Origin of the sequence: Aeromonas sp. 30P, from assembly GCF_051919805.1 — a bacterium.
Taxonomy (GTDB): Bacteria; Pseudomonadota; Gammaproteobacteria; order Enterobacterales; family Aeromonadaceae; genus Aeromonas; species Aeromonas veronii.
The window spans coordinates 599,748-622,307 of the sequence record NZ_JBQBEA010000001.1 but is presented as its reverse complement, the minus strand read 5'-3'; the positions used below and the strand labels follow the sequence as shown (position 1 = coordinate 622,307).

24 protein-coding genes and 2 pseudogenes are annotated in these 22,560 nt (G+C 59.9%); 11 read left to right on the top strand and 15 right to left on the bottom strand.

The annotated features are described in order from the left end of the window. Positions 1-39 precede the first annotated feature (39 nt). Positions 40-459 carry a DUF4426 domain-containing protein gene (locus ACTG2B_RS03040; RefSeq protein ID WP_005340339.1) on the top strand — a complete coding sequence of 140 codons (420 nt, stop codon included), beginning with the start codon at positions 40-42 and terminating at the stop codon, positions 457-459. A 101-nt stretch (positions 460-560) separates the two neighbouring features. Here ACTG2B_RS03040 and ACTG2B_RS03035 read toward each other — a convergent pair whose 3' ends face one another. From ACTG2B_RS03035 to ACTG2B_RS03015, 5 genes are all read right to left on the bottom strand, one after another. Then, a complete protein-coding gene (locus ACTG2B_RS03035) occupies positions 561-1,757 on the bottom strand; it encodes a NupC/NupG family nucleoside CNT transporter (RefSeq protein WP_005348874.1) in 1,197 nt (398 codons plus the stop codon). 182 nt (positions 1,758-1,939) lie between these two features. Continuing rightward, complete coding sequence (locus ACTG2B_RS03030; RefSeq protein WP_439996903.1) at positions 1,940-2,875, bottom strand: LysR family transcriptional regulator; 936 nt, start codon at positions 2,873-2,875, stop codon at positions 1,940-1,942. A gap of 82 nt (positions 2,876-2,957) precedes the next feature. Further along, positions 2,958-3,494 carry a glutathione peroxidase gene (locus ACTG2B_RS03025; protein WP_005340333.1) on the bottom strand — a complete coding sequence of 179 codons (537 nt, stop codon included), beginning with the start codon at positions 3,492-3,494 and terminating at the stop codon, positions 2,958-2,960. A gap of 58 nt (positions 3,495-3,552) precedes the next feature. Beyond that, the gene (locus ACTG2B_RS03020; RefSeq protein ID WP_042084306.1) at positions 3,553-4,116 is read right to left on the bottom strand and encodes an NnrU family protein; all 564 of its coding nucleotides are present in this window, start codon (positions 4,114-4,116) and stop codon (positions 3,553-3,555) included. Positions 4,117-4,255: 139 nt separating this feature from the next. Further along, entirely contained in the window at positions 4,256-4,837 is a 582-nt protein-coding gene (locus tag ACTG2B_RS03015; protein WP_005335839.1) for a YjaG family protein, read from the bottom strand. Positions 4,838-4,999: 162 nt separating this feature from the next. Between ACTG2B_RS03015 and ACTG2B_RS03010 the strand changes: the two genes are divergently transcribed. Continuing rightward, positions 5,000-5,944 (top strand): D-2-hydroxyacid dehydrogenase, encoded by a 945-nt coding sequence (locus tag ACTG2B_RS03010; protein ID WP_005363043.1) that lies wholly within the window; start codon positions 5,000-5,002, stop codon positions 5,942-5,944. Positions 5,945-6,015: 71 nt separating this feature from the next. On the opposite strand, the gene mepM is transcribed toward ACTG2B_RS03010, so the two are convergent. Next, complete coding sequence (gene mepM / locus ACTG2B_RS03005) at positions 6,016-7,353, bottom strand: murein DD-endopeptidase MepM (protein ID WP_005354854.1); 1,338 nt, start codon at positions 7,351-7,353, stop codon at positions 6,016-6,018. Positions 7,354-7,613: 260 nt separating this feature from the next. Between mepM and ACTG2B_RS03000 the strand changes: the two genes are divergently transcribed. Then, a complete protein-coding gene (locus ACTG2B_RS03000) occupies positions 7,614-8,912 on the top strand; it encodes a LapD/MoxY N-terminal periplasmic domain-containing protein (protein WP_429201426.1) in 1,299 nt (432 codons plus the stop codon). Beyond that, entirely contained in the window at positions 8,909-9,850 is a 942-nt protein-coding gene (locus ACTG2B_RS02995; RefSeq protein ID WP_429201424.1) for a TAXI family TRAP transporter solute-binding subunit, read from the top strand. Before ACTG2B_RS03000 ends, ACTG2B_RS02995 begins: the two co-directional genes overlap by 4 nt. Here ACTG2B_RS02995 and ACTG2B_RS02990 read toward each other — a convergent pair. Together ACTG2B_RS02990 and znuA are read right to left on the bottom strand one after the other, a co-directional pair. Continuing rightward, positions 9,845-10,519 (bottom strand): transglutaminase-like cysteine peptidase, encoded by a 675-nt coding sequence (locus ACTG2B_RS02990; RefSeq protein ID WP_429201422.1) that lies wholly within the window; start codon positions 10,517-10,519, stop codon positions 9,845-9,847. The two genes, ACTG2B_RS02995 and ACTG2B_RS02990, sit on opposite strands and share 6 nt — an antisense overlap. 67 nt (positions 10,520-10,586) lie before the next feature. Beyond that, positions 10,587-11,519, bottom strand: a complete 933-nt coding sequence (gene znuA / locus ACTG2B_RS02985) for a zinc ABC transporter substrate-binding protein ZnuA (protein WP_139437024.1) — start codon at positions 11,517-11,519, stop codon at positions 10,587-10,589. A 93-nt stretch (positions 11,520-11,612) separates the two neighbouring features. Here znuA and znuC point away from each other — a divergent pair, with 93 nt between their 5' ends. After that, the gene (znuC, locus tag ACTG2B_RS02980; RefSeq protein ID WP_005363049.1) at positions 11,613-12,389 is read left to right on the top strand and encodes a zinc ABC transporter ATP-binding protein ZnuC; all 777 of its coding nucleotides are present in this window, start codon (positions 11,613-11,615) and stop codon (positions 12,387-12,389) included. Between the two features lie 21 nt (positions 12,390-12,410). Beyond that, a complete protein-coding gene (znuB, locus tag ACTG2B_RS02975) occupies positions 12,411-13,190 on the top strand; it encodes a zinc ABC transporter permease subunit ZnuB (RefSeq protein ID WP_439995183.1) in 780 nt (259 codons plus the stop codon). A 12-nt stretch (positions 13,191-13,202) separates the two neighbouring features. Here the strand turns inward: znuB and ACTG2B_RS02970 are convergent, their stop codons facing one another. Beyond that, positions 13,203-14,093 carry a LysR substrate-binding domain-containing protein gene (locus tag ACTG2B_RS02970; protein ID WP_042052463.1) on the bottom strand — a complete coding sequence of 297 codons (891 nt, stop codon included), beginning with the start codon at positions 14,091-14,093 and terminating at the stop codon, positions 13,203-13,205. Positions 14,094-14,184: 91 nt separating this feature from the next. Here ACTG2B_RS02970 and ACTG2B_RS02965 point away from each other — a divergent pair, with 91 nt between their 5' ends. Then, on the top strand, positions 14,185-15,042 hold the full coding sequence (locus ACTG2B_RS02965) for a DMT family transporter (RefSeq protein ID WP_439995182.1): 858 nt from the start codon (positions 14,185-14,187) through the stop codon (positions 15,040-15,042). Positions 15,043-15,046: 4 nt separating this feature from the next. Here ACTG2B_RS02965 and ACTG2B_RS02960 read toward each other — a convergent pair whose 3' ends face one another. Beyond that, on the bottom strand, positions 15,047-15,634 hold the full coding sequence (locus ACTG2B_RS02960; protein WP_236284957.1) for a uracil-DNA glycosylase family protein: 588 nt from the start codon (positions 15,632-15,634) through the stop codon (positions 15,047-15,049). A 99-nt stretch (positions 15,635-15,733) separates the two neighbouring features. Here ACTG2B_RS02960 and rarD point away from each other — a divergent pair, with 99 nt between their 5' ends. Further along, complete coding sequence (gene rarD, locus ACTG2B_RS02955; protein ID WP_439995181.1) at positions 15,734-16,624, top strand: EamA family transporter RarD; 891 nt, start codon at positions 15,734-15,736, stop codon at positions 16,622-16,624. Here the strand turns inward: rarD and ACTG2B_RS02950 are convergent. Continuing rightward, positions 16,606-17,340 carry a substrate-binding periplasmic protein gene (locus ACTG2B_RS02950; protein ID WP_439995180.1) on the bottom strand — a complete coding sequence of 245 codons (735 nt, stop codon included), beginning with the start codon at positions 17,338-17,340 and terminating at the stop codon, positions 16,606-16,608. The genes rarD and ACTG2B_RS02950 overlap by 19 nt on opposite strands. A 44-nt stretch (positions 17,341-17,384) precedes the next feature. On the opposite strand from ACTG2B_RS02950, the gene ACTG2B_RS02945 reads away from it, so the two are divergent. After that, the gene (locus ACTG2B_RS02945; protein WP_236322785.1) at positions 17,385-17,729 is read left to right on the top strand and encodes a GIY-YIG nuclease family protein; all 345 of its coding nucleotides are present in this window, start codon (positions 17,385-17,387) and stop codon (positions 17,727-17,729) included. 90 nt (positions 17,730-17,819) lie between these two features. Here the strand turns inward: ACTG2B_RS02945 and pspG are convergent, their stop codons facing one another. From pspG to ACTG2B_RS02925, 4 genes and pseudogenes are all read right to left on the bottom strand, one after another. Continuing rightward, on the bottom strand, positions 17,820-18,038 hold the full coding sequence (gene pspG, locus ACTG2B_RS02940; RefSeq protein ID WP_439995179.1) for an envelope stress response protein PspG: 219 nt from the start codon (positions 18,036-18,038) through the stop codon (positions 17,820-17,822). Between the two features lie 48 nt (positions 18,039-18,086). Further along, the gene (locus ACTG2B_RS02935; RefSeq protein WP_040067039.1) at positions 18,087-18,293 is read right to left on the bottom strand and encodes a PspC domain-containing protein; all 207 of its coding nucleotides are present in this window, start codon (positions 18,291-18,293) and stop codon (positions 18,087-18,089) included. A gap of 2 nt (positions 18,294-18,295) precedes the next feature. Beyond that, positions 18,296-18,958, bottom strand: coding sequence for a phage shock protein PspA (gene pspA, locus ACTG2B_RS02930; protein ID WP_019446683.1), 663 nt, complete (start codon positions 18,956-18,958; stop codon positions 18,296-18,298). Between the two features lie 210 nt (positions 18,959-19,168). Further along, a pseudogene (locus ACTG2B_RS02925) lies at positions 19,169-19,896 on the bottom strand (1-acylglycerol-3-phosphate O-acyltransferase). A 185-nt stretch (positions 19,897-20,081) separates the two neighbouring features. Here ACTG2B_RS02925 and ACTG2B_RS02920 point away from each other — a divergent pair. Next, positions 20,082-20,457: pseudogene (locus ACTG2B_RS02920) on the top strand (hypothetical protein). Between the two features lie 53 nt (positions 20,458-20,510). After that, complete coding sequence (locus ACTG2B_RS02915) at positions 20,511-22,553, top strand: protein-disulfide reductase DsbD family protein (protein ID WP_439995178.1); 2,043 nt, start codon at positions 20,511-20,513, stop codon at positions 22,551-22,553. The last annotated feature ends 7 nt before the right edge of the window (positions 22,554-22,560 follow it).

Genomic DNA, 22,560 nt, shown 5'->3' with positions numbered 1-22,560 from the left:
ATCGGCCTGCGCCAACCGTAGATATGAGAGGGATGACAGATGAAAACAGCCTGGATGAGTGGCCTGCTGGCACTGCTGATGACCCTGCCGCTCAAGGCAGAACAGATGAAGGAGCTGGGCCCCTGGTTGGTGCACTACAACGCCTTCAACTCCAGCTTCCTCACCCCCGAGGTCGCCAAGGCGTATGGACTGGAGCGCAGTCGCTATAACGCCATCATCAATATCGCGGTACAGGACAAGCAGAAAGTGGCGCAAGCCGTGGGGATCACCGGTGAGGCCAAGAACCTGACCGGCACCATCCGCACCCTGAACTTTCAGGAGGTAAAAGAGGGCGATGCTATCTACTATCTGGCGACCCTCCCCTACCGCAACGAAGATACCTATCAGTTCACCCTGAAGATCATGGGCGGCGGGCAGCAACAGAACCTCAGCTTCCAGCAGACCTTCTACGTCGACTGAGCAGCAACAAGAAGCCCCGACCAAGGTAGGGGCTTCATTTTATCCATATGACAAGGGCGCCATCAGGGCGCCCTTGTTACATCTATTCCGTACAGCGACTGTTACAGGGCGAGGAACAGACCGGCCAGACAGGCGCTCATCAGGTTCGCCAGCACGCCGGAGAGAATGGCGCGCATGCCGTAACGGGCGATGAAGGATTTGCGCTCCGGCACCATGGAGCCCAGACCGCCGATCAGGATCGCCATTGAGGAGATGTTGGCAAAGCCGCACAGGGCGAAGGTCACGATGGCCTTGCTCGACTCGCTCAGGGTCTGATCCTGCACCAGACCGATAAAGGCGACGAACTCGTTGACCACGATCTTGGTACCGATCAGGGCGCCAGCGGCTTGCGCCTGATCCCAGGGCACACCGATCAGCCAGGAGACGGGGGCAAACAGCCAGCCCAGAATGATCTGGAAGCTCAGGTCCAGTCCTACCAGACCGCCAGCCCAGCCGAGCAGGCCATTCAGCATGGCAATCACACCAACGAAAGCCAGCAGGGTGGCACCGACCGCCACCGCGATATTGAGGCCGGACATGGCGCCATCGGCCGCCGCTTCAATCACGTTGGTGGCGCGGGGGATCTCCACATCCTGATGGTGATCGACCTCTTCAGCTCCCGGCGGCACCAGGATTTTGGCCATCGCCAGACCGGCAGGGGCCGACATGAAGGCTGCCGCGATCAGGTATTTCAGTTCAACCCCGAGGCTGGCATAGCCCACCAGGGTGCCACCGGCGACAGAGGCGAGACCACAGCTCATCACAGCGAAGAATTGGGAGTCGGACATCTTGGAGAGGTAGGGTTTGACCACCAGCGGCGCTTCCACCATGCCGACGAAGATATTGGCTGTCGCGGAGAGGCTCTCGGCACGGCCGGTACCCAGCAGCTTCTGCAAGCCACCACCCAGCAGGGCGATCACCCGCGGCATGATACCGATGTGGTAGAGGATGGCGATCACCGCAGAGAAAAAGATGATGACCGGCAACACGTTGAAGGCAAAGATGAAGCCCAGCTTGAACTTGGCCAGATCGCCGAACAGGAAGGCGATCCCCTCCTGACCATAACCGATCACGCTACTTACGCTCTCGCTGACCCCGTTCAGCACATGCTGACCGGCAGGCAACCAGAGCACCAAACCGGCAAACATGATTTGCAAGCAGAGGGCAAGGCCAACTGTTCGCAACGGGATACGACGACGATTATCAGAGCAGATGACGGCAAGCGCCAGGATACTCAAGATGCCGAGCAGGGCAATCATAGGGACTCCATCAGGTGGGGCAAAAGATGGGCGCGGATTCTGCGCCTCTCACCCCGTCACTGCAAGTCCGCTTGGTTACAGCTCTGTTAGAAAAAACGTTTGCACGATATCGGTTGCGCCAACTGGCTGATTTGGTTCGATTTTAGTATCAAAAGAAATCAAGAGTTCTTATATGGAAACAATCATTCCTCACCGCCGGACAATTTACCCCCGAGCCAGGGGGCCAGTCGCTGCTCCCAATAGGGTTCGGGACCAAAGCGGGCCTTGAGAAAATCGATGAAGAGACGGATCTTGGGATCCAGATGTTCGCGCCGGGCATAAACGGCGTGTACCGCCATCTGCTGGTTCGGTCGCCACCCTGGCAACACCGGGATCAGCTTGCCGCTCTGCAACTCCTTGTCCAGCAAGTAGTTGGCGATATAGGCGATGCCGAGCCCGGCCAGTGCCGCATCCCGCACTGCCTCCGCCATATCCACCCGATAGTTGCCCGCCACCTGCACCGTCTGGCGCTCCTTGCCCTGGCGAAACGACCACTGGTGATAGCGCCGCTCCCGACTCTGGTAAGTGATGCAGTTGTGCTGGGACAGATCCTTGGGATGGAGCGGCGTGCCGTGGCTCAGCAGGTAATCCGGCGAAGCCGCCACCACGAAGCCAATGTCGGCCAGCCGCTGTCCCACCAGCCCTTCCGGCTTGTCCTCATAGGTGGTGAGCCAGAGATCCAGCCCTTCATCCACCAGATTGGTTCTGTGGTCGAACAGCGAGACCTCCAGCTCCAACTCGGGATAGCGATCCTGAAACGCCTTGAGATGAGGAATGACGTGCAGACGGCCAAAAGATTGGCCCACCCCGAGATGGAGCACGCCGCTCACCTTGCCACGCCGCTCGGCGATCATGGAGTCCGCCTCCTGCGCCACCGCCACCAGCGTATGACAGTGACGGGCATACTCCTGACCCAGCTCGGTCAGGACGAAGCGGCGGGTGGTGCGCTGCACCAGCTGGGCGCCAAGGGTGGTCTCCAGCAGCGCCAGCTGCTTGCTGATATGGGATTTGGAGACCCCGAGACGACGGGCGGCGGCAGAGATCCCCTGCTCACGCACCAGCGCATCGAAGATCACCATTTGAGGAAGACGTTGCAGCACAGGATAACCGGATTAAGTGGCGGGAGCCCATTATTCCAGAGCCGCCCGCCAAGGGGTAGGGTCAGAGCCCCAGCGCCCGGGTGATCTGCAGTTTGAGGGGGTCGTCAGCCGGATTCTGGTTGGCGCCGTAGCTGGCGATCAGCTTGCCATCGCGACCCACCAGATACTTGTGGAAGTTCCAGTTCGGCTCATCCCCGTCAGCGGCCGCCGCCAGCCCCTTGAACAGTGGCACAGCATCGGAGCCCCGCACCGCTACCCGATTGAACATCGGGAAGGTGACGCCATAGTCGCGGCGACACACCTCGGCAGTCTTGGTCTCGTTGCCCGCCTCCTGCCAGAAATCGTTGGAGGGAAAACCCAGAATAATCAGCCCCTTATCCTTGTAGCTCTGGTAGAGCTTCTCCAGATCGCGGAACTGGCCGCTGTAGCCGCAATAGGAGGCGGTATTAACCACCAGTACCACCTTGCCCTCGGTCAGCTGACAGAGGTTGTGGCGCTGAGAGTTGTTTAGCTCCCGCATCTCCACATTGAAATAATCGGGGCACGCCGCAGAGGCCGCGCCAGCCCCCAATAACAGCAACAGAGTGAACCATTTCATCGCCAAGACTCCTTTTGTTTTGTCCATCATACGCGGTTACCAGAGCCGCAGTTCACTCTCAATGCAAGGGAATGCCGGTCAGCCAGCCGTGGCCCCAGAACACCAGCAGCGCGGTGGCAGCCAGGCCCGCCCCGACGCTGATGCCGGTGCCCGTCCAGTTGGCCGCCGGGCGGGGATATCGCTGCCAGTCCCGCACCGAAATCCAGACCATGCTCACCAGCGCCCACAGCCCGATGCCGCCAAACAGCACCAGAGATCGCGCCTCGCTGTTGACCAGCAGATGGGCCACCGCCCAGAGCAGGGTACCGAGCAGTTGGGGATGCACCAGCCAGCGGCGCAGATGGTTGGGCCCCTGGCCGGAGAAAAAGAGGATCAGCGCAAAGGGCATCATCACCGTCATGGTCATCGGCCCCCACTCCGGCAGGAAGTAGAGCGGCAGCGAGCTGGCCGAGCGCCAACCGGCGATGATGCAGGCGATGGCGACAAACACCAGCAGGGAGAAGAGCCCCTTGTAGCGATTCTCACCCAGCCGCTCGCGCAGCCGCGCCCGATGGGCCACCGCAAAACAGGGGTAGAGATGGATCAGGGTAAACAGCGCAACCCCCAGGGTCAGCAGGAACATGAGTCTCTCCTTGTACTTGGTACGACCACTATGCCGGAAAGGGAGAGATGCGCCTATAAAAACCAACGACAGGCAGAGCTGCAGCTCATATGAAAAAGCTCCCGAACGGGAGCTTTTTTCGATCAGGGGCCGCAGAGAATTACTCTTCCAGGCTGATCCCGATATTGGAGACGCCATCCTGAGAGGCGAATACTCTGATGGCCAGGATACGATCGCTGTCGCGCTCATGAGCAACCCGCTTGAGCAGCTCGACCTGGAACTCCAGCTCGGCTTCCATGTACTCGTGCTCGTAGAGCTCCTCTTCGGTCAGATCCCGCTCTTCCAGCAGCTCGATAAAACCGGCCACAGTACCGACTGACGCATGGCTGGCATCGTTGGCCTCTTCGCCGACCCGGCAGATCACCGAGTTATAGGCGCAGCCCAGCGCAACACAGGCATCCAGCGCGGGATAGGCGCCGTAGGATTCAAACTTGCGGGGATCCGGAATGTGAGACTCGAACTCTTCGAGAATGGCCCCCAGATTGACCCGGGATCCCTTGACGGTGAGGTAGACCCACATCTGATCCAGCGCATGCCGGAAAGCGCCAGCATTGCCAAAGCCGGAGGCCTGACAGAACAGGGCATAGTTGGGGTACATGCGCTCTGCCAGCGCCAGGGTGTAGACGGTCTGTTGCCAAGGCTGTAGCTCGGCCAGTCGCTTATAAAACTTGTCACCAAACACTGGAGTCGGATCCTTTGCAAAATGTGGGGCAGATTGTAGCCCACGAGGCGCGCGGCGAAAACGAAAAAGCGCCCTGGTCGGCTATGTTGCGATATGAAGTCAGGTAAGATGGGTCGAGAGCGGCATCTTGTTGCGCCGCAAATTCTGATAAGGAACAAGAGTATGAGCCAACGTACCCTTCTTTTGCTCAGCCAGGATAATGCTCACTACGAACGGCTGCTCAAGGCCGCCAACCTCCCCCATCTGCGCATTCTGCGGGCCGATAACCAGAGCGATGCCGAGAAGCTGATCGGCGAAGCCCATATTCTGATGGCCGAACCGGCCCGTGCCAAACCGCTGCTGCCCAAAGCCAACAAGCTGAGCTGGTTCCAGTCCACCTATGCGGGAGTCGATGTGCTGCTCGACCCTGACAGTCGCCGCGACTATCAGCTCACCAATGTCCGCGGCATCTTCGGCCCACTGATGAGCGAGTATGTCTTTGGTCATCTGCTCAGCCTGATGCGCCAAATTCCCCTTTATCGGGAGCAGCAGAAACAGCGACTGTGGCAAAGCCACCCCTATCAGGGTCTCAAGGGGCGCACCATGCTGATCCTGGGGACCGGCAGCATTGGCCAGCATATCGCCCACACCGGCAAACATTTTGGCATGAAGGTGCTGGGCATCAGCCGCAGCGGTCGGGAGCGGGCCGGGTTTGATCAGGTTTATCAGCTACCTGCGCTCAACAAGATGCTGGCGCAGGCCGATGTCATCGTCAGCGTGCTGCCAGCCACCCGCGATACCCGTCATCTGTTCAATGCCGCCCGCTTCGAACACTGCAAACCGGGCGCCATCCTGTTCAACGTCGGTCGTGGCAGCGCCGTGCACTCGGGCGATTTGCTCACCGCACTGCGTACCGGCAAGCTGGCGATGGCGGTGCTGGATGTGTTCGAGCAGGAGCCGCTGCCCGCCGACAGTCCATTGTGGGGCCAACCCAACCTCATCGTCACCCCCCACAACAGCGCCTACAGCTTCCCGGATGATGTGGCCCAGATCTTTGTGCGCAACTACATCCGCTTTATCGATGGCCAGCCACTGGATGGCAAAATCGACTTCGACAAGGGTTATTGACCGTCACTGCGCATGTAAAAAGGCCCCGCCAATCTGGCGGGGCCTTTCATTTCAGGCTGTGACGACAGGAATCAACCCGCTGCCAGCTCCTTGCGGTAGCTCTTCACCTTGGCAAGGAACTGACGACGCTCCTTGCCGCTGAGCGGTTCAGCCATCGGCAGCTTGGCGGTCATGGCATTGACCGGGCGGTTGTTGATCCGCAGCTCGTAGTGCAGGTGAGCACCGGTCGAGCGACCTGTGTTGCCGGAGAGGCCGATCTTGTCGCCCATCTTCACTCGCTGACCGGTTTTGACCAGCAGCTTGCTCAGGTGCAGATAACGGGTAGAGAGAGTACGGCCATGCTTGATGACGATATAGGTACCCGCCAGCGGGTGGCTGGTTGCCTTCTGGACGATACCATCGCCAGTCGCCAGCACTGGCGTGCCCACCGGCACCGCAAAGTCAGTGCCCTCGTGAGGACGCACCATACCGGTTACCGGATGTTTGCGCGCCGGGTTGAAGTTGGAGCTGATCCGATAGCGGCTGTGGGTCGGGTAGCGGCGGAATCCGCGCTCCAGACTGTTGCCCTGACCGTCGTAATAGTTGCCGTCATCGGAGAGCCAGGCCGACACCGTCTTGCCCTGGCTGGTCACTTCCACACCCAGCAGCTGGCTGTTGCCAGTGCTCTTGCCTTCCACCGTCTCCTGGCGTACCAGCACTTTGAACTTGTCGCCCTTCTGCAGATCCTTGGCGAAATTCATTCGCCACTGGAACAGGTTGGCAATTTTCTGGATATGGTTGGCCGGAATCCCCGCATTGCGGGCACTGACATAGAAGCTGCCGTTGATCACGCCGTTGTAACGCTGCGGTTGCCACTCGACCTTCTCATTGATCATGGAGGCGGTATAGGCATCATCGCTGCGTGCCATCACCAGCGTCTGCTTGATGTTCAGGCGGATTTTGAGTTGCTGCAGGATGTTGTCCTGATCGATCAGCAGCTCGATATTCTGGCCCGGCTTGAGGCGCGCCAGATAGTTCTTGTTGTCCGCGTCCAGCACCTTGTAGAGGGTGGTGGTGGAGAGACCGAGATTGTTAAAAATGGCTGTCAGGTTTTCGCCGTTGCGGACCCGGTAATCCTGCCACTGGGGGGTGGTGTCGACCGGGATGTCGTCATCCGGCGCACTCTGATCAACCAGTTCGTGATCGGGAATTTCGTTAAAGTCGGTGTTGTTTTCGTTGGTTGCCGTACCTGCGGTATCAATGGGCAACTCAAGACGCAGCGGCCGCTCGAGGATGTCACCCGGAGCTGGCAATAATGCCACTGCTGACAAGGTCATGGCCGTCAGCATCAGCATGGCGTAAAAGTGTTTGCGGGGAACCGGTGGTTCCCAATTGGCAGCCTGTACTACCAAGGGACGGAGACGTTTCATCCGCTATCCTGTATTTAGATCTAAAGAGTGTGAGTTGCGATGTCAGTTGTGACAAAACCGTATAAAACTGTTTGTTGGACACAAATAGTTACAAATAGTTCATCACAATCTGCATGAACCTCACATTTTATGCATAACCCGCCCGGATGGGCAGAAATGATCGTCTTTTTTAACCATTTTTTCCTATTTTTAAGAACCGGGTCGGATTCGATACTGAATAGAAACCTGAAATGTTGCGATAACTTTTCCATGGAGTGGATATGTCGTTAGCAAAACTGTTAATCAGAATAATTGTCGTCCTGTTCCTGATCGGTGCAGCGCTGCTGTTTGCACTGGAAGTCACGACGGTCCGCCAATCCATCCTCGACCAGATGTCAGCCAACCTGGAAACCGCCATCACCGCTCTCGGGCTGGTGCTGCAAGGAACCCTGCTCAATGACGACAATGTGCTGGCCGAGACCATCGTCAATGCCATGTTCGATGGCGGCTTCGTCAGCTCGGTCACCCTGATCGATCCTGATGGCCAGTTGCTGTTTCAGAAGGTCTTCCACTCTACCCAGCAAAATGTCCCCGGCTGGCTTCCCTCGGTTATCGGCATGCCCCCCGTCAAGATTGAGCAAGAATTGACCGATGGCTGGCGCATGCTGGGAACTCTGACCCTTGAAGGACATAGCGGCTACGCCTATCAGCATCTGTGGAATGCCATCAGTCGCACCGGTCTGGCGCTGCTGGCGGGCCTCGTCGTATTTACCCTGATCATCTCCCTGGTGTGCAAACGCCTGCTGCAGCCCCTGGAGCAGATCAACCTGCAGCTGATCCGTATCCGCAAACACCAGTTCAACAGCACCCTGCCCACTCCCTGGTTGCAAGACCTCAAAGAAGTGGCACTTTCCATCAACCAATTGGTTTCCGAACGCAAACGGGATCTGCTGCAACAACGACTCAAAATCACCCAGCTGGGAAAACAGCTGCCACTGACGACCCCACAGCCGCTGCAAGGAGTGAGCCCGCTGCCGGAAGGCGGGCAACTGCAAAAATTTGTCTCCACACAAGGGGAGATCGCGCTCTATCAGCGTTTCTTGCCCAGTCAGCCCCTCGGTGCCGACAGCGATCTCGCAACCATCCAGAGCGCCCTGCAACAGTGGCAGCGCTCTCATATAGAAGGGGTCTTGCTGCCCCTCTCCCTGCTCAATCATCCGCAATGGTCAGAAATCGCACCTCTGCTAAGCCAGGGTCGCGGCAAGACACTGGATTGGCGCTGGGATGTAGCCACATTCCCGGCCCATGGCCAAGCCACATTGGCTGCGTTGCAGGAACAGGGGTGTGAGCTCGCCTTCAGCACCATTCCCCTCAATGCGGATACCTTCAATCAACTTGACCCGCTCAATCCCATCTTTATCAGCTGTCAGATGACCGATGCGCCGCTCTACTGGAATCTGCTCTCCCAGACCATGCATGCCGCCGGTTATACCCTGCTGGCAGAATCGGGAGAGTGTCGCGACATCGACAAACTGCGGACCTGGGGTATCGATGGTTATGCCAAGGAGGCGCAATCATGAAGAAGCTCGCCATGCTGTTGCCCCTGCTGTGGCAACCCGGCCTGATGGCTGAAACCGTCACTCTCACCACCGGGGGTGAGCAGGGGATTTATCACCAGATAACCAAAGAGTTTTGCCGTCTGGCCCATGAGGTCGATGAGCAACTTGCGTGCACATTACAGAGCTCATCGGGTTCAATAGAAAACCTGACGCGGCTGAAGAGTGGCGAGACCTCCTACGCCATGGTGCAGTCAGACTGGCTATATCAGGCAAGCCAGGGCTTGGGCCCTTTTACCACCCAGCCGCAACCTGAGCTGCGCGCCCTGTTTGCCACCCATGCCGAGCCCTTCACCATAGTGATTCGTGCCGATGGCGATATCACGTCACTGGAACAGCTCAAGCTCGCCCCCATCGACATGGGGTTGAAGAACTCGGGAACCCGCCAGACGGCGCTGACCCTGTTCAACATCTTGGGAGCGAAAGAGCAGGATCTCGATCTGAAAAGCATGGCCAACCTGCCGGATGCGCTCTGCAGCAAGCAGATCGACGCATTTGCACTGGTGATGGGACACCCTAACCGGATTGTGCTCGACACCGCCAAACGTTGCGCGGTCAGTTTCCTCCCCATCGATGGGGCCACCCGGGATCAGCTACTCAAAGGGGTCAAATATTACCAACGCAGTCAGGTGCCCGCCCGCATCTACCCCGGCAATCTGAAGGCGACGCCCACCTTTGCCATTGCCGCCACTCTGGTTACCAATGCCACCATGCCGGAAGAGTCTGTCTATCGCCTGACCAAGGCCATGCTGACCCAGCAGACCAAGTTCAATGAGCAGACTTATGGCTACGCCAATATGTTTCACCGGGCACGCAATAAAACCGGCCCGGTGCTGAGTATTGAGCAGCATCCGGGCGCAGCGAAATATTTCGATGAGTTGAAGGCGGCGGGCAAGCTATAGCTGACGACGGGGAGAGCGCAGTTGCTCGCTGGAGAAGCGGGTCTTCATAGATGTCCACTGCGCCAGCCGATCGGCACTCCCCGCCAGCGTCCCTTCTCGCCGTGACTTCATGATCCAGATGCTTTTGGCATCGAAGCTGTAGACAGGGATGAGATCGGTTCGCTTGCTACCCGGCAGGATCCGGCTGTTGATGTTGTCGAGCACCAGTGGGTCAGCCTTGGGTGTCGGGAAGTAGAGCGTCACCATGTGGAACTGGTTGTAACGCACAGCCTTGACGTAGGCCAGCCGCAGCTTCTTCTCATCCACCCCCAGCTCCATCAGGGTGTAGTACTTGGAGATGCTGTAATCCTCGCAATCCCCACCCCGGGCACCGATGAACTCCAGCGGATTGGCCCAGTAATCCTCATCCCCCCACAGCTTGGGATCCTCGCTGTAGGTGAGATTGTTGAAGTAGTTGTTCACCAGCTCGATCTTCTGCTGGTCGGTTGTACCCGCTCTGGGGGTGAGCAAGCGAGAAAATGCCTCGGCCCGCTGGATGGCCCGGCCACCATACACTTCCTGCAGCTTGGCCCGCAGGTCCGGACTGGCAATATATTCAGAAAGACGCGAAGCCTGCACGTTGGCGCAACATAGCGCCAGAGTACAGGGCGGGATCAACAACCATTTCATACCGGACACTCCATGTCAGATGCTGGAGGTCAGTATAGTCCCTCCGGATGAGAGGCTCAGCAGGCGATCAGCGACACTGGGCGAATGCGTCTGCCAGTTGCTGCATGAATTGGGAATAACCATCCGGGCCGAGCGGTACCTGTTCACCCACCTCATCCAGCAACAGCACCTTGGCGCCGGTATTGCGTGCCACCGATTCGATCACAGCCGGTGAGAATTGCGGCTCGGCATAAATGCAGCTCGCCTGCTTCTCTTCCAGTGCCTTGCGAATATCCACTAGCGTCTTGGCGCCCGGGCGACGCTCAGGGCTCACGGTAAAGTGACCCTTTGAACTCATGCCGTAGTGGCGCTCCCAGTAGCCATACGCCTCGTGGAAGACAAAGTACCCCTTCTCATTCACCGCCTTCATCTGGCCAGCAATCACCTTGTCTTTGGCATCCACCTTGGTATCAAATGCCGCGAGGTTGGCGTCATAGCGAGCCTGATTGGCCGGATCCAGCTTGCCCAATTCACTTGCGATCGCCTTGGCAATCACTTTGGCCTGCGTCGGGCCAAGCCAGATATGGGGATCGACCCCTTCGTGATGATGTCCCTCATGCCCTTCATCATGGTCACCGTGCTCGTGGGCGGCATGATCGTGATCATCATGGTCATGGGAGTCGTGACTATCCTGAGTCGCGTAGTTGAACAGCGGCATCCCCTCAACCTGAGTCAGGGCCAGAGCATGGGGATGGTTGGCCAGCGGCTTGGCCATAAAACCTTCCAGCTCGGGGCCAACCCACACCACCAGATCGGCACTGTTGATGCTGCGAATATCGGACGGACGCAGGGAGAAATCGTGGGGAGAAGCACCGGTCGGCAACAATACCTTGGGCTCGCTCACCCCGTCAGTGATCGCCGCAGCGATGAAGCCAAGGGGCTTGATGGTGGTCAGTACCTCAATGGCACGAACAGGCAAACTCACCGCCAGCAGGGCAGTGAAAAGCGCAATAATTCTCATTGGTGAATCTCGTCAGGGGGTGAGTATGTGATAATATAACAGCCGCTTTTTGTTATATTATAACTCTCACTGGCTGTAAACCCCGGAGTTGTCATGAGCCAACTGGTAGAGCTGAAAGAGGTCTCTCTCTCGTTTGATGGACGCTCTGTGCTCGACAAGGTTTCCTTTACCCTCAATAAAGGCAAAATCACCACGCTAGTCGGCCCCAACGGGGCGGGCAAGAGCACCCTGAGCAAGCTGGTGCTGGGTCTGCTCACACCAGATTCGGGCAAGATCACCCGCAGCCGCGACCTGAGAGTCGGCTATGTGCCCCAGCGCCTCTATCTGGATCCCACCCTGCCGCTGACGGTACGCCGCTTCCTGCAACTGGGCAAAAATAGCCGCCTCTCCATCGAGGAGGCGCTGACCCGGGTGGGCGCAGAGGGATTGCTGGAAAACCGGATGCAAAAACTCTCCGGCGGCGAGATGCAGCGCGTGCTGCTGGCCCGCGCCCTGCTGGTCAAGCCCGAGCTGCTGGTGCTGGATGAGCCGGTGCAAGGGGTTGATATCACCGGCCAGATCGAGCTCTACGCCCTGATCGGCCAACTCGCCGCCGAATTTAATTGCGCCGTGCTGATGGTCTCCCACGATCTGCATCTGGTGATGGCCAGCACCCACGAGGTGATCTGCCTCAATCGCCATGTCTGCTGTCATGGCGAGCCGGAAAGCGTGGCCCGCCACCCCGAATTTGCCCGTCTGTTCGGGCGACCGGAGCAGGAGGTGCTGGCGGTCTATACCCACCATCACCACTGCGACGGCGAACACCATCATCATGAACCGCAGGCTCCCGTCATCCGCCTGCCCTCTCGCAACAACGCTCACAGCAAATAGCGCAAGCAACAGGACATTCAAGTGGACAGCTTTCTGTTATACGCCCTCGCGGCCGGTCTCGGCATCGCCCTGCTGGCCGGTCCCCTCGGCAGCTTCGTGGTATGGCGCAAGATGGCCTATTTTGGCGACACCCTCTCCCATGCCTGTCTGTTCGGCATCGCGCTGGGCATCCTGCTGCAGGTCGATCTCACCCTGGCGGTGGTGGTCTGCTGCCTCGCCATGGCGATGCTGCTGGTGATCATGAGTCGCAACCAGCAGGTGGCCACCGATACCCTGCTCGGCATTCTGGCCCACAGCGCCCTGTCCCTCGGTCTGGTTACCTTGAGTTTTATGGATAACGTGCGGGTGGATCTGATGGCCTACCTGTTCGGCGACCTGCTCTCGGTACAACCGATGGATCTGCTCTGGATCTACGGCGGTGGCGCGCTGGTACTGCTCACCCTGTGGCGACTGTGGGATCCCCTGCTCTCCATGACCATCTCGGAAGAGCTGGCACGGGTAGAGGGGATCCGGGTCGATGTGCTGCGCTGCGTATTGATGCTGCTGATCGGGCTGGTGATCGCCGTGGCGATGAAGTTTGTCGGCGCGCTGATCATCACCTCCCTGCTGATCATCCCTGCCGCCACCGCCCGTCGCTTTAGCCAGACACCGGAGCAGATGGCGGGCTTTGCCGCGATGATCGGCTGTCTCGCAGTGCTGGGTGGATTGACCCTCTCCTGGTATCAGGACACCCCGGCAGGGCCTTCGGTCGTCGTCTGCGCCACCAGCCTGTTTGTACTGAGCCAGTTCAAAAAAGCCTGATAACCCGAGCAATTACAACGGCATGCTCTGGCGTGTCTCCATCATCAGCCACTGGCGTAACCGGCTGATGGCGGGCTCATGGGCCCGCGAGCGCTTGCAGGTAAAGTAGAAGGCATCCCCCGTCTCCAGCTGGTGTACCGGCAAGGCCACCAGCTGGGGATCATCGGGCCGCAGCATGTAGTCATTCACGAATGCCACCCCCTGATCCCAGGCCGCCGCCTCCATCGCCAACAGCACATGGCTGAAATGGTGCATCCGCGCCTCGTCCGGGATCACCAGCCCGCCCGCCTTGGCCCAGCGCTGCCAATCCTCGCCCCGCGCCTTGTAAATGGACTGCACCGAAAGCAGCGGCAGCTGCCAGATGGCCTCGGGCCACTCCCCGCTGATCTGCTGCAACAGGCGGCGACTACAGACCGGAAAGAGCCGCTCCTGATAGATAAGATCGTGGCAATAGCCACGCCCGTGGGGTGAGACTGTGATAAAGCAGTCCGCCACTCTATCGGAGAGTTCGGGGTCTTCCGCCACCATCTCCAGACTCAAATCCAGCTCGGGGTAGAGCTGGCGCAATCCAGCCAACCGCGGGATCAGCCACTTCACCGCAAACGAGCTGTAGACCGCGAGCCGGACTCGCATCTCGCCACCACCACGCAGCTGTTCGCTGCTTTGGGCAATCTGGCTGAGCCCGGCGGCAATCCCTTCGAAGTAGCTCTCCCCCTGCGGCGTCAGCGAGAGCAGCCGACCCTGACGCAGCAGCAAGCGCTCACCCAGAAAATCCTCCAGCAGGCGGATCTGGTGGCTGACCGCACTCTGGCTGACGTTCAGTTCAAGGGCGGCACGGGAGAAGCTGAGCAGCCGGGCCACTACCTCGAAATATTGCACCGCACGCAGAGGAGGAAGCTTCATTATCTAAATATCTCATGAGTGGTCATTTTTTATCATTTTACTGGATATCAACCGGCACGCTACCCTCCGCTCATCTGAAGTGGGAGGTGGTATGAATGCAGTAGGGATCGGCATCCTTTATCTGGTGCTGGGCAATATGGTGGCGGTCTTTTCCGATGCGCTGGTCAAGGTGCTGGAACCGGATCAGCCCATCTTCCAGTTTGTCTTTTTCCGCCAGCTCTCGGCCGCCATTCTGCTGATGCCCTGGCTGCTCTGGTCATGGCGCCGCAATCCACCGGTGGCCATCAAGTGGCACCTGCTGCGGGCTCATATCTGGGCGGTCGGCGTCTGCCTGATGGTGGTGGCCCTCACCCGCTTGCCGCTCGCTACCGCCAATGCCCTCTTCTATGCCGCCCCCCTGATGATGGTGCCGCTGGCGGTGTGGATGACGGGGGAAGCGATCTCGCGCCAAAAGGTGCTGACTGCGGTTATCGGGTTTATCGGAGTGCTGATCGTGCTGCGCCCGACCGAAGTGAACTGGGCCGCACTGGCGGCGCTCGGGGTGGCGCTGTCGATGGCGCTCAACAATCTGCTGATCAAGCGGATCCCGCTCAAGCAGCCCATCGCCCAAACCCTGTTCTTCACCAACGTGCTGAGCATGCCCTTCATTCTGGCGCTGGCATTGTGGGAAGGGGGCGACTGGCAGTGGCAGATGTGGTGGCCCGCCTTCGGTTCTTCGGCGCTGATCATGGTCTATGCGGGCTTGTGCGTGGTGGCCTATCGCAAGGCGGAGGCGAGCAAGATCGCCTCGGCGGAGTACACAGGCCTGCTGATGGCGGTCGCCATCGGGGTATGGCTGTTTGACGAGCAGCCGGGGCTGCCGCTGCTGCTGGGGTGCCTCTGCATCATCTTGCCGCTGGTCGCCATGGCGCGCAGCAAACCCAAACCGCTGGCCGAACCGGCTGTTTAAGCACTCAGGGTCGTTCCAGCAAAGGGGCGACCCTTTGCTGCAGATGAGGGATGACCTCCTGCTCGAACCAGGGATTCTTTTTGAGCCAGAGGGTGTTGCGCGGTGAAGGGTGAGGCAACGGCAGCCAGCCTGGGCCATAGTCAGCCCAGCTGCGCACCGTGTCGGTGAGCGATCCCTTGGCTGCCCCCCGCAGGTAATGGGCTTGTGCATACTGGCCGATCAGCAGGGTCAGTTCGATATTGGGCAACAGCATCAATACCTTGTCGTGCCAGGTGGGCGCACATTCTGGGCGCGGCGGCAGATCGCCGGATTTTCCCCTGCCGGGATAACAGAGCCCCATCGGCATGATGGCGATGCGGGATTCGTCGTAAAAGGTGGCCTTATCGACCCCGAGCCACTGGCGCAGCCTGTCACCGGAGGGGTCATCCCACGGGATACCGCTGGCATGCACCCGGGTGCCGGGCGCCTGACCGATGATCAGCAAGCGGGCACTCTCGGCCCCGCGGATCACCGGACGAGGCCCCAGCGGCAGATGAGCCTCACACAGACGGCAGGCCCTGATTTGCTCAAACAACTTATCGATTCGCTGCATGAAGTTGATAGTACCAGCATTTCCCTGTTTTCCCTCTTGTGGAAACAGGGCGCGCCCCCTACTATCGCCATGGATGTTTAATTTAATAAACGGATAATAATGAAAAACTGGCTAGGTACCGGCACCGCAACCCTCTCCTTCATCCTGTGGGGGATGCTGCCGCTCTATTATCAATTCATGCCCGAGGTCAACATGTGGGAGCTGATCTCCCACCGGGTGCTCTGGTCTGTGGTGCTGCTGGGTGCCCTGTTTCTGCTGCTTGGCCACCAGGTGCCCTGGGCACGGTTGCGCAGTGAGCCCCGCCAGCTCGGCCTCATTCTGCTGGCAGGCCCCGTTATGTCCATCAGCTGGTGCATGTTCACCAGGTGCCTCACTACCGGGCAAGTGCTGACCACCAGCCTCGCCTTCTTTATGACCCCGCTGTTCAATATCGTATTCGCCGTCATCTTCCTCAAAGAGCGGCTCACCCCGCAAAAGCATCTGGCGGTGGCCCTGGCGCTGGCGGGTCTCGCCTACATGCTGTTCTGCTACGGCCAGCTCCCCTGGTTCTCACTCATCATGGGGGCCAACTTCGCCTGCTATGGCCTTATCAAGAAGAAGATCCACTACGACACCGGCACCAGCCTCTATCTGGAAGCCATGGTGCAACTGCCCGTAGCGCTGATCATCATCGGTACGCTGGCATGGCACGGGGAAGGGGCATTCGTGAACGGAGATCTGGCCGACAAGCTGCTGCTGATGGGCAGTGCGCCCGCCACCCTGCTACCGGTGGGGCTGTTCTGCTACGCGGTGGCGAGAACCCGGATGAGCACGGTGGGGCTGCTGCAATATATCGAGCCCAGCCTCGCCTTCCTGCTCGCCATCTACTGGTTTGGTGAGGCGCCGGACCCCATCAAGGCAGTCGGTTTCGCCTTTGTCTGGGCAGGTCTGCTGGTGAGCCTGTTGCCACTGCATCGGCTCAAGCGCCGCCCTCAGGGCGTACCGCGATAAGACTCCAGCACCTTGTGCCAGCGGGAATCTCTGTCCATCTGCTCGGCGATGTCGTTGAGGGTGGCATGCAGCTCGGGGCGAGACTTGGGCAGCAGGATATGGCGGGTATAGCTGGATTGGGGGAAGGGCGAGATAAACAGCTTGCCCTGATAGTGCTGTGAGTCGATGAAAAAGCCCAGCGATGAACCACTGACCAACGTCACATCGATGCGGCCGCGCACCAGCAGCTCAAGATTGGTCTTCACCTTCTTGGCATCCTGACGCACCAGCTCCCCGCGGCCAGCCGCATCATCGATCCCCTGATAGCGGTAGCCCTCCACCCCGCCAAACACCAACCCCTTGAGGGAGTCGGGTCCGCGATAGGTGACCGGGTTATCGATGTTCGAGACCAGCTCGTTGGTGTCGCGCATCACCGGAAAGGTCCAGAGATAGCGTTCGCGATGGGGGTCCCCCACCCAAGCGGGATTGACCCAGACCACCAGACCGTCAAAGTCGGGATCCGCCATCTCCAGCGCCAGTCGGGCACGATTGACCAGCCAGAGCTCGATTCTGGGTTCACCCCCCAGCTTTTCATTGAGATACTTGACCAGCTCGCGGCTCAGCCCTGCATCCACTCCGGTGTTGAAGGGGGGATGCTGATGGTAATCGTAGAGACGGATCGTCTCCCCCAGAGCCGGGACCGACAACAGTAACCACAACCAAAACCAGACTCTCATCGCACCTCCTTGAGCTGCCTCTGAGTTTGGCACAGAGAATTTGAATGAGAGAACCCGCGACCACCACACCGGCACAGCAACCATCCACCCCTTCCCGCTGGTCTGTCTATATGGTGCGTACTGCCACCGGCCTGCTCTATACCGGGATCAGCACGGATCCGCTGCGCCGTCTGCACCAGCACCAGAGTGGCAAGGGCGCTCGCGCCCTGCGCGGCAAGGGGGCACTGACGCTGGCGTGGCAACAGGAAGTCGGCGAGAAGGGGGCGGCCCTGCGCATCGAATATCGCCTCAAGCAGCAGCCAAAATCCTTCAAGGAACAGCTGATAAAAAGCCCGGCACTCTGGCAGAGCTGGAGCCCCCAGTGGTTACCCGCAGCCACCCAGCCTTGAGGACGACAGGCAAAAAAAGGCCACTCGATGAGTGGCCGGAAAGGGGAAATCAGGGAGCATCACACAACGTCTTGCACAACCTCAGGCGGGTTAGAGGTAGGTATTGGAACGCTTGCTGCGGTTACTGATCAGCCAGCAAACCGCCAGCACCAGCAATAACCAGGGGGCCAGCTTGATGATCAGAGCAAGCATGCCGCCCAGCGCCCCAAGCAGCACAAACAGGCCGCTCACCAGCAACATGGCTACCAGGGTAAAACCGGTCAGTGCCATGACCAGCAGCACCACCAGCAATATGAAAAATTCCATCATAACTTGCTCCTTATCAGTACCTTGTCTGCCGGCTTGGCAACCCTTCGGTCAATCCAGCCAGCGCTTCAATTCATAACGGGGCGGCATCACCAGCACCGCCAGCAGATAGGCGGCCAGTGCCAGCGGCGGTATCAGGATCAGGGCGAGCAGTGCCACCACCCGCACCGTGACTCTGGAGACCCCCAACCGCCTGGCAATACCGGCGCAGACCCCGGTCAGCTTGCGATGCACCAGATCCTTGGGCCAGGGGCTCATGATTACACCTCCGCCTTCTGGCCTTTGAGGCGAGCCAGCTCGCGCTCGATCTCGTCATTGAGCTCCAGCTCGCGGAACTGGGCCTCCAGCGAGGGATTCTGCCCCAGGGTGGCCGCCTCCAGCTGGGCTTCCAGCTGATCGACCCGGCCCTGAAAACCGTCAAAGCGCGCCATCAGCTCATGCATACGCTGGTTGTCCACCTGAGCGCGGGCACGAATGCGGCTGTGGGCCGTCTGCTCGCGCAGGGTCAGCAGTTTCTGCTTCTCGCGCGCCTCGGTCAGCTTGGCAGCCAGCCGTTCGCTATCGGCGGTAAGCTGGGCCAGCACCTCGGCGACCCGGGCCTTGTCCTGCTCCAGCTGTTCACATTTTTTGACCTCCGCCAGCTTCTCGGTGAGGGCGGCGCGGGCCAGATCCTCACGTCCCTTCTGGATGGCGAGCTCGGCCTTGGCCGACCACTCCAGGATCTGCGCCTGCAACGCCTGCTGGTGACGCTCCAGCTGTTTCTGTTCGGCAATCACGCGGGCGGCCTGGGTACGCATCTCGACCTGTACCTGCTCCATCTCTTCGATCATCAGGCGCAGCATCTTCTCCGGCTCTTCACTCTTGTCGAGCAGGCTGTGCAGGTTGGCATTTATCACGTCGGTCAGGCGGCTGAATACGCTCATGGTCTGGCTCCTTGTTGATGGGATGGCTATCTCTTCCCATAGCATTACAAGAGCCGTGCCAAGAAAAATTATTGTTGTTTTACATATAGATGGGAATTTACTGAGGAAATTCAAGAAGGGCTTGTTGGTGAGAATAGCCAACCTGGTGGTGATTTTTACCAACAAAAAAGGGAGCCTCTGGCTCCCTTGTCGATTCGTCTGCGATATCCGTCAGGCGGCGTGGCTGTGGCCCAGCTTGCTGTCCAGTTCGGTCAGCTTGGCCTCCATCCGGGCGCGGCAGGTATCGGAGAGATCGCGAATGCCGCTGGCACCGTGCTCCTTGCTACAGACCGGGGCCATCACTCCACCAGCACTTCGCCGTTGTCCCAGCGATTGAGGTCGACCTGACCGAAGTAGCTGGAGCAGACGATGGGCACCACGGGCACTTCAGCCTGTACCGCAGTGTGGAAAGCACCCGCCTTGAACGGCAGCAGGCCACGCCCCTGGGAGCGGGTCCCTTCCGGGAACATCCAGATGGAGGTGCCGCGATTCTTGATGCGATCCACCACCTGACCTATGGTGCCGATGGCGCGAGAGCGGTTGGAGCGGTCGATCAACACGTTGCCGGAGAGCCAGAAGATAAGGCCGAAGAAGGGGAGCCACAGCAGGCTCTTCTTGCCCACCGCAACCACGCCAGGCTGCACCGCACCGGTCACGGTGAAGATGTCATAGTTGCTCTGGTGGTTGCAGACATAGACCGCCGGGCCGACCGATTTGACCTCGTCGGTCACCGTCACCTTGACTCGCAGCCCGATCAGCGGGCAGACCGCGTGATACATGCGGGCGAAGACATAGACGTTGTTGGGATGGCGCGGACGAACCAGACAGAGCAGCAGGCCGAACAGGAACCAGAAAATGAGCAGCAGACCAAGCAGCAGCACACGGGCAATTTTGAGCATCGAACACCTCGAGTTTTAACTCGGCGCAGTATACTGATCCCCCTTTTAGCGAACAAGCGTTCGCCAAACAGAACCGACCACCCTCCCCGTCGCGCCACCCACATTGCTGCTCATCAATACGCCGCCGACTTGCCCCACCCGCCATTGGTCGTTAGGATGGCCCCATCTTGATGGACGGGGCGAACATGATGTTGCAACAACGGGTAGCGAAACATCTCCTGCTGCTGGTCTGCCTGCTGGTGCTCAATTGTGCGGCCCAGCCGCTGGCACGGCTTGCCCTGCTCGATCACGCCCTCAGCTGTCAGGCACTGCCCGTTCCAGGCTCGGCAACGGATCAAGAGGATGCCAAACCGGCCAGCCCGCAACCCACCAGCTGCCAGCTCAACGGCAAGTGGCTAAGTGCCCACCCTGCTCTGCGTCGAACAGCTCTTCTTTGCCGTGGCGGTGCTGATCGCCCTGCTGGCCCCCCTTTGGCGCTACACACCGCCACTGCCCCCTCCCAGAGTCATCTCGCCGCCCGAGCGGCGTCTGCACCTCACCCTGTGCGTCTGGCGGGAATGAGTTCGGCAGCGTTCTTTCGTTAGCTGTCACTCAATTTTTGCGAGACCAAAAAGATGTCGAATCTCTTCAAGGCGGCCCTGCTACTGGGCGGTCTGCTGTGGCAATCCATGGGATTGGCCAGCGACACGGGCTGGCTAACCAGCCCACAGAATGATCACGCCAGGGTACGGCTGCAGGCCGACCGCAGCACGGCAGATCAGACCCGCATCCTGCTCGATGTCGAGCTGGAGTCAGGCTGGAAAACCTACTGGCACAGTCCGGGAGAAGGGGGCATTGCCCCCCAGATCCTGTGGGATGAGCCGGTCGGAGACTTTCAGTGGCGCTGGCCGGTGCCACGTCACTTCGAGGTAGCCGGGCTCAGCACCCAGGGTTATCAGGGGGAGGTGACCTTCCCTCTCAGCCTCAACTATCCCGCCGGGCAACCGCTCAAGGGGACTCTGCGCCTCTCCACCTGCAGCAGTGTCTGCATCCTGACCGACTTTCCCTTCACCCTCGCGGTGGATGGGCGAGCGCCAGCCGACTTCGATTTTGCCTGGGCGAAGGCGATGAGTACCCTGCCCCAGCCGCTGCCTGCCGAGACCCGGGTCGAGCTCGGTTATCAGCACAACCAGCTGCAACTGCGCGCCGAGCGGGCAGAGGGCTGGCAATCACCAGCGCTCTTCATCGACGCTCTGGAGGGGGCCGAGTTTGGCAAACCGGCGCTTGAGGTCGAGGGCAACACCCTGATCGCCCGGGTGCCGGTGAGCGATGGCTGGCAGGGGGATGCGCCGGATCTGCGCGGCCAATCCCTCGGCCTGCTGCTCACCAGCGGCGAACAGGCGTGGCAGGGCAAGGGGACGATCGGCGCGCCGCTCGCACTGCCCAACCAGAGTCATTCGCTGTTCTGGTTGCTGGGAGCGGCGCTGCTCGGCGGCCTGATCCTCAACCTGATGCCCTGCGTGCTGCCGGTGCTGGCGCTCAAGCTGGGAACTGTGTTGCAACATCAGGAGCGTGAACAGGGAACGGTGCGCAAACAGTTCCTCGCCGCCAGCGCCGGGATCATCGCCTCCTTCTGGGTGCTGGCGGCCATGAGCAGCCTGCTACGCGCCACGCAAGGGGCCGTCGGCTGGGGCATCCAGTTCCAGAGCGCCAGTTTTATCGGCTTGATGGTGCTGGTCACCCTGCTGTTTTGCGCCAACCTGCTGGGGCTGTTCGAGATCCGCCTGCCCAGCGCCCTCAGCACCCGCCTCGCCACCAGCGGCGGCAACGGCCTCGGCGGTCACTTCCTGCAGGGGAGTTTTGCCACTCTGCTGGCGACCCCCTGCTCGGCCCCCTTTCTCGGCACTGCAGTGGCCTTTGCGCTGGCGGCGCCGCTCGGTCAGCTCTGGCTCATCTTCACCGCGCTCGGAATTGGCATGAGCCTGCCCTGGCTGCTGGTGGCAGCCCTGCCACGGCTCGCCCTCTGGCTGCCGAAACCAGGGCGCTGGATGAACCATCTGCGCATCCTGCTCGGCTTGATGATGCTGGGCTCCAGTCTCTGGCTCACCAGCCTGCTCGACAACCATCTCGGCAGCTATGCCACCGGCTGGCTGATGGTTGCCATGCTGCTGGCACTGCTGGCTGGCATCATCTGGCGTTACGGCATCCGCGGCTTCACGCTGGCGATCGCCCTTACCGCCCTGATTGGCAGCCCCCTGCTGCTGAGCGGCGCCTTTAGCGCGCAGGGCTCGGCCAGCGTTGACAAGGTGGTCTGGCAGCCGCTCTCCGAACGCGCCATCACAGATGCGCTGGCCCAGAATAAACGGGTCTTTATCGATGTCACCGCCGACTGGTGTGTCACCTGCAAGGCCAACAAATACAACGTGTTGCTGCGCGATGAGGTGCAACAGGCCCTCTCGGCCCCCGATGTGGTGGCCCTGCGCGGCGACTGGAGCAAACCAAGCGACACCATCGCCGCTTTCCTGCGCAAGCGGAGCGCGGCGGCCGTCCCCTTCAACCAGATTTACGGCCCGGAGTTGCCGCAGGGGGTCACGCTGTCACCCCTGCTCGACAAGGACGATCTGCTGACCACATTGCACAAGGCTGGCCTGCTTCAGGCTGGCACCACCCGATTTTAAGGAGCAA

Bases quoted from the DNA above. Each gene is read 5' to 3' on its own strand.
- ACTG2B_RS02995 (WP_429201424.1), top strand. From the start codon at position 8,909: ATGAAGAAGCTCGCCATGCTGTTGCCCCTGCTGTGGCAACCCGGCCTG.
- ACTG2B_RS03030 (WP_439996903.1), bottom strand. From the start codon at position 2,875: ATGGTGATCTTCGATGCGCTGGTGCGTGAGCAGGGGATCTCTGCCGCC.
- znuA (WP_139437024.1), bottom strand. From the start codon at position 11,519: ATGAGAATTATTGCGCTTTTCACTGCCCTGCTGGCGGTGAGTTTGCCT.
- ACTG2B_RS03010 (WP_005363043.1), top strand. From the start codon at position 5,000: ATGAGCCAACGTACCCTTCTTTTGCTCAGCCAGGATAATGCTCACTAC.
- ACTG2B_RS02990 (WP_429201422.1), bottom strand. From the start codon at position 10,519: ATGAAATGGTTGTTGATCCCGCCCTGTACTCTGGCGCTATGTTGCGCC.
- znuC (WP_005363049.1), top strand. From the start codon at position 11,613: ATGAGCCAACTGGTAGAGCTGAAAGAGGTCTCTCTCTCGTTTGATGGA.
- ACTG2B_RS02970 (WP_042052463.1), bottom strand. From the start codon at position 14,093: ATGAAGCTTCCTCCTCTGCGTGCGGTGCAATATTTCGAGGTAGTGGCC.
- rarD (WP_439995181.1), top strand. From the start codon at position 15,734: ATGAAAAACTGGCTAGGTACCGGCACCGCAACCCTCTCCTTCATCCTG.
- ACTG2B_RS02950 (WP_439995180.1), bottom strand. From the start codon at position 17,340: ATGAGAGTCTGGTTTTGGTTGTGGTTACTGTTGTCGGTCCCGGCTCTG.
- ACTG2B_RS03040 (WP_005340339.1), top strand. From the start codon at position 40: ATGAAAACAGCCTGGATGAGTGGCCTGCTGGCACTGCTGATGACCCTG.
- ACTG2B_RS03035 (WP_005348874.1), bottom strand. From the start codon at position 1,757: ATGATTGCCCTGCTCGGCATCTTGAGTATCCTGGCGCTTGCCGTCATC.
- ACTG2B_RS03020 (WP_042084306.1), bottom strand. From the start codon at position 4,116: ATGTTCCTGCTGACCCTGGGGGTTGCGCTGTTTACCCTGATCCATCTC.
- ACTG2B_RS03025 (WP_005340333.1), bottom strand. From the start codon at position 3,494: ATGAAATGGTTCACTCTGTTGCTGTTATTGGGGGCTGGCGCGGCCTCT.
- mepM (WP_005354854.1), bottom strand. From the start codon at position 7,353: ATGAAACGTCTCCGTCCCTTGGTAGTACAGGCTGCCAATTGGGAACCA.
- pspA (WP_019446683.1), bottom strand. From the start codon at position 18,958: ATGAGCGTATTCAGCCGCCTGACCGACGTGATAAATGCCAACCTGCAC.
- pspG (WP_439995179.1), bottom strand. From the start codon at position 18,038: ATGATGGAATTTTTCATATTGCTGGTGGTGCTGCTGGTCATGGCACTG.
- ACTG2B_RS02935 (WP_040067039.1), bottom strand. From the start codon at position 18,293: ATGAGCCCCTGGCCCAAGGATCTGGTGCATCGCAAGCTGACCGGGGTC.
- ACTG2B_RS02945 (WP_236322785.1), top strand. From the start codon at position 17,385: ATGAGAGAACCCGCGACCACCACACCGGCACAGCAACCATCCACCCCT.
- ACTG2B_RS03000 (WP_429201426.1), top strand. From the start codon at position 7,614: ATGTCGTTAGCAAAACTGTTAATCAGAATAATTGTCGTCCTGTTCCTG.
- ACTG2B_RS02960 (WP_236284957.1), bottom strand. From the start codon at position 15,634: ATGCAGCGAATCGATAAGTTGTTTGAGCAAATCAGGGCCTGCCGTCTG.
- ACTG2B_RS02965 (WP_439995182.1), top strand. From the start codon at position 14,185: ATGAATGCAGTAGGGATCGGCATCCTTTATCTGGTGCTGGGCAATATG.
- ACTG2B_RS02915 (WP_439995178.1), top strand. From the start codon at position 20,511: ATGTCGAATCTCTTCAAGGCGGCCCTGCTACTGGGCGGTCTGCTGTGG.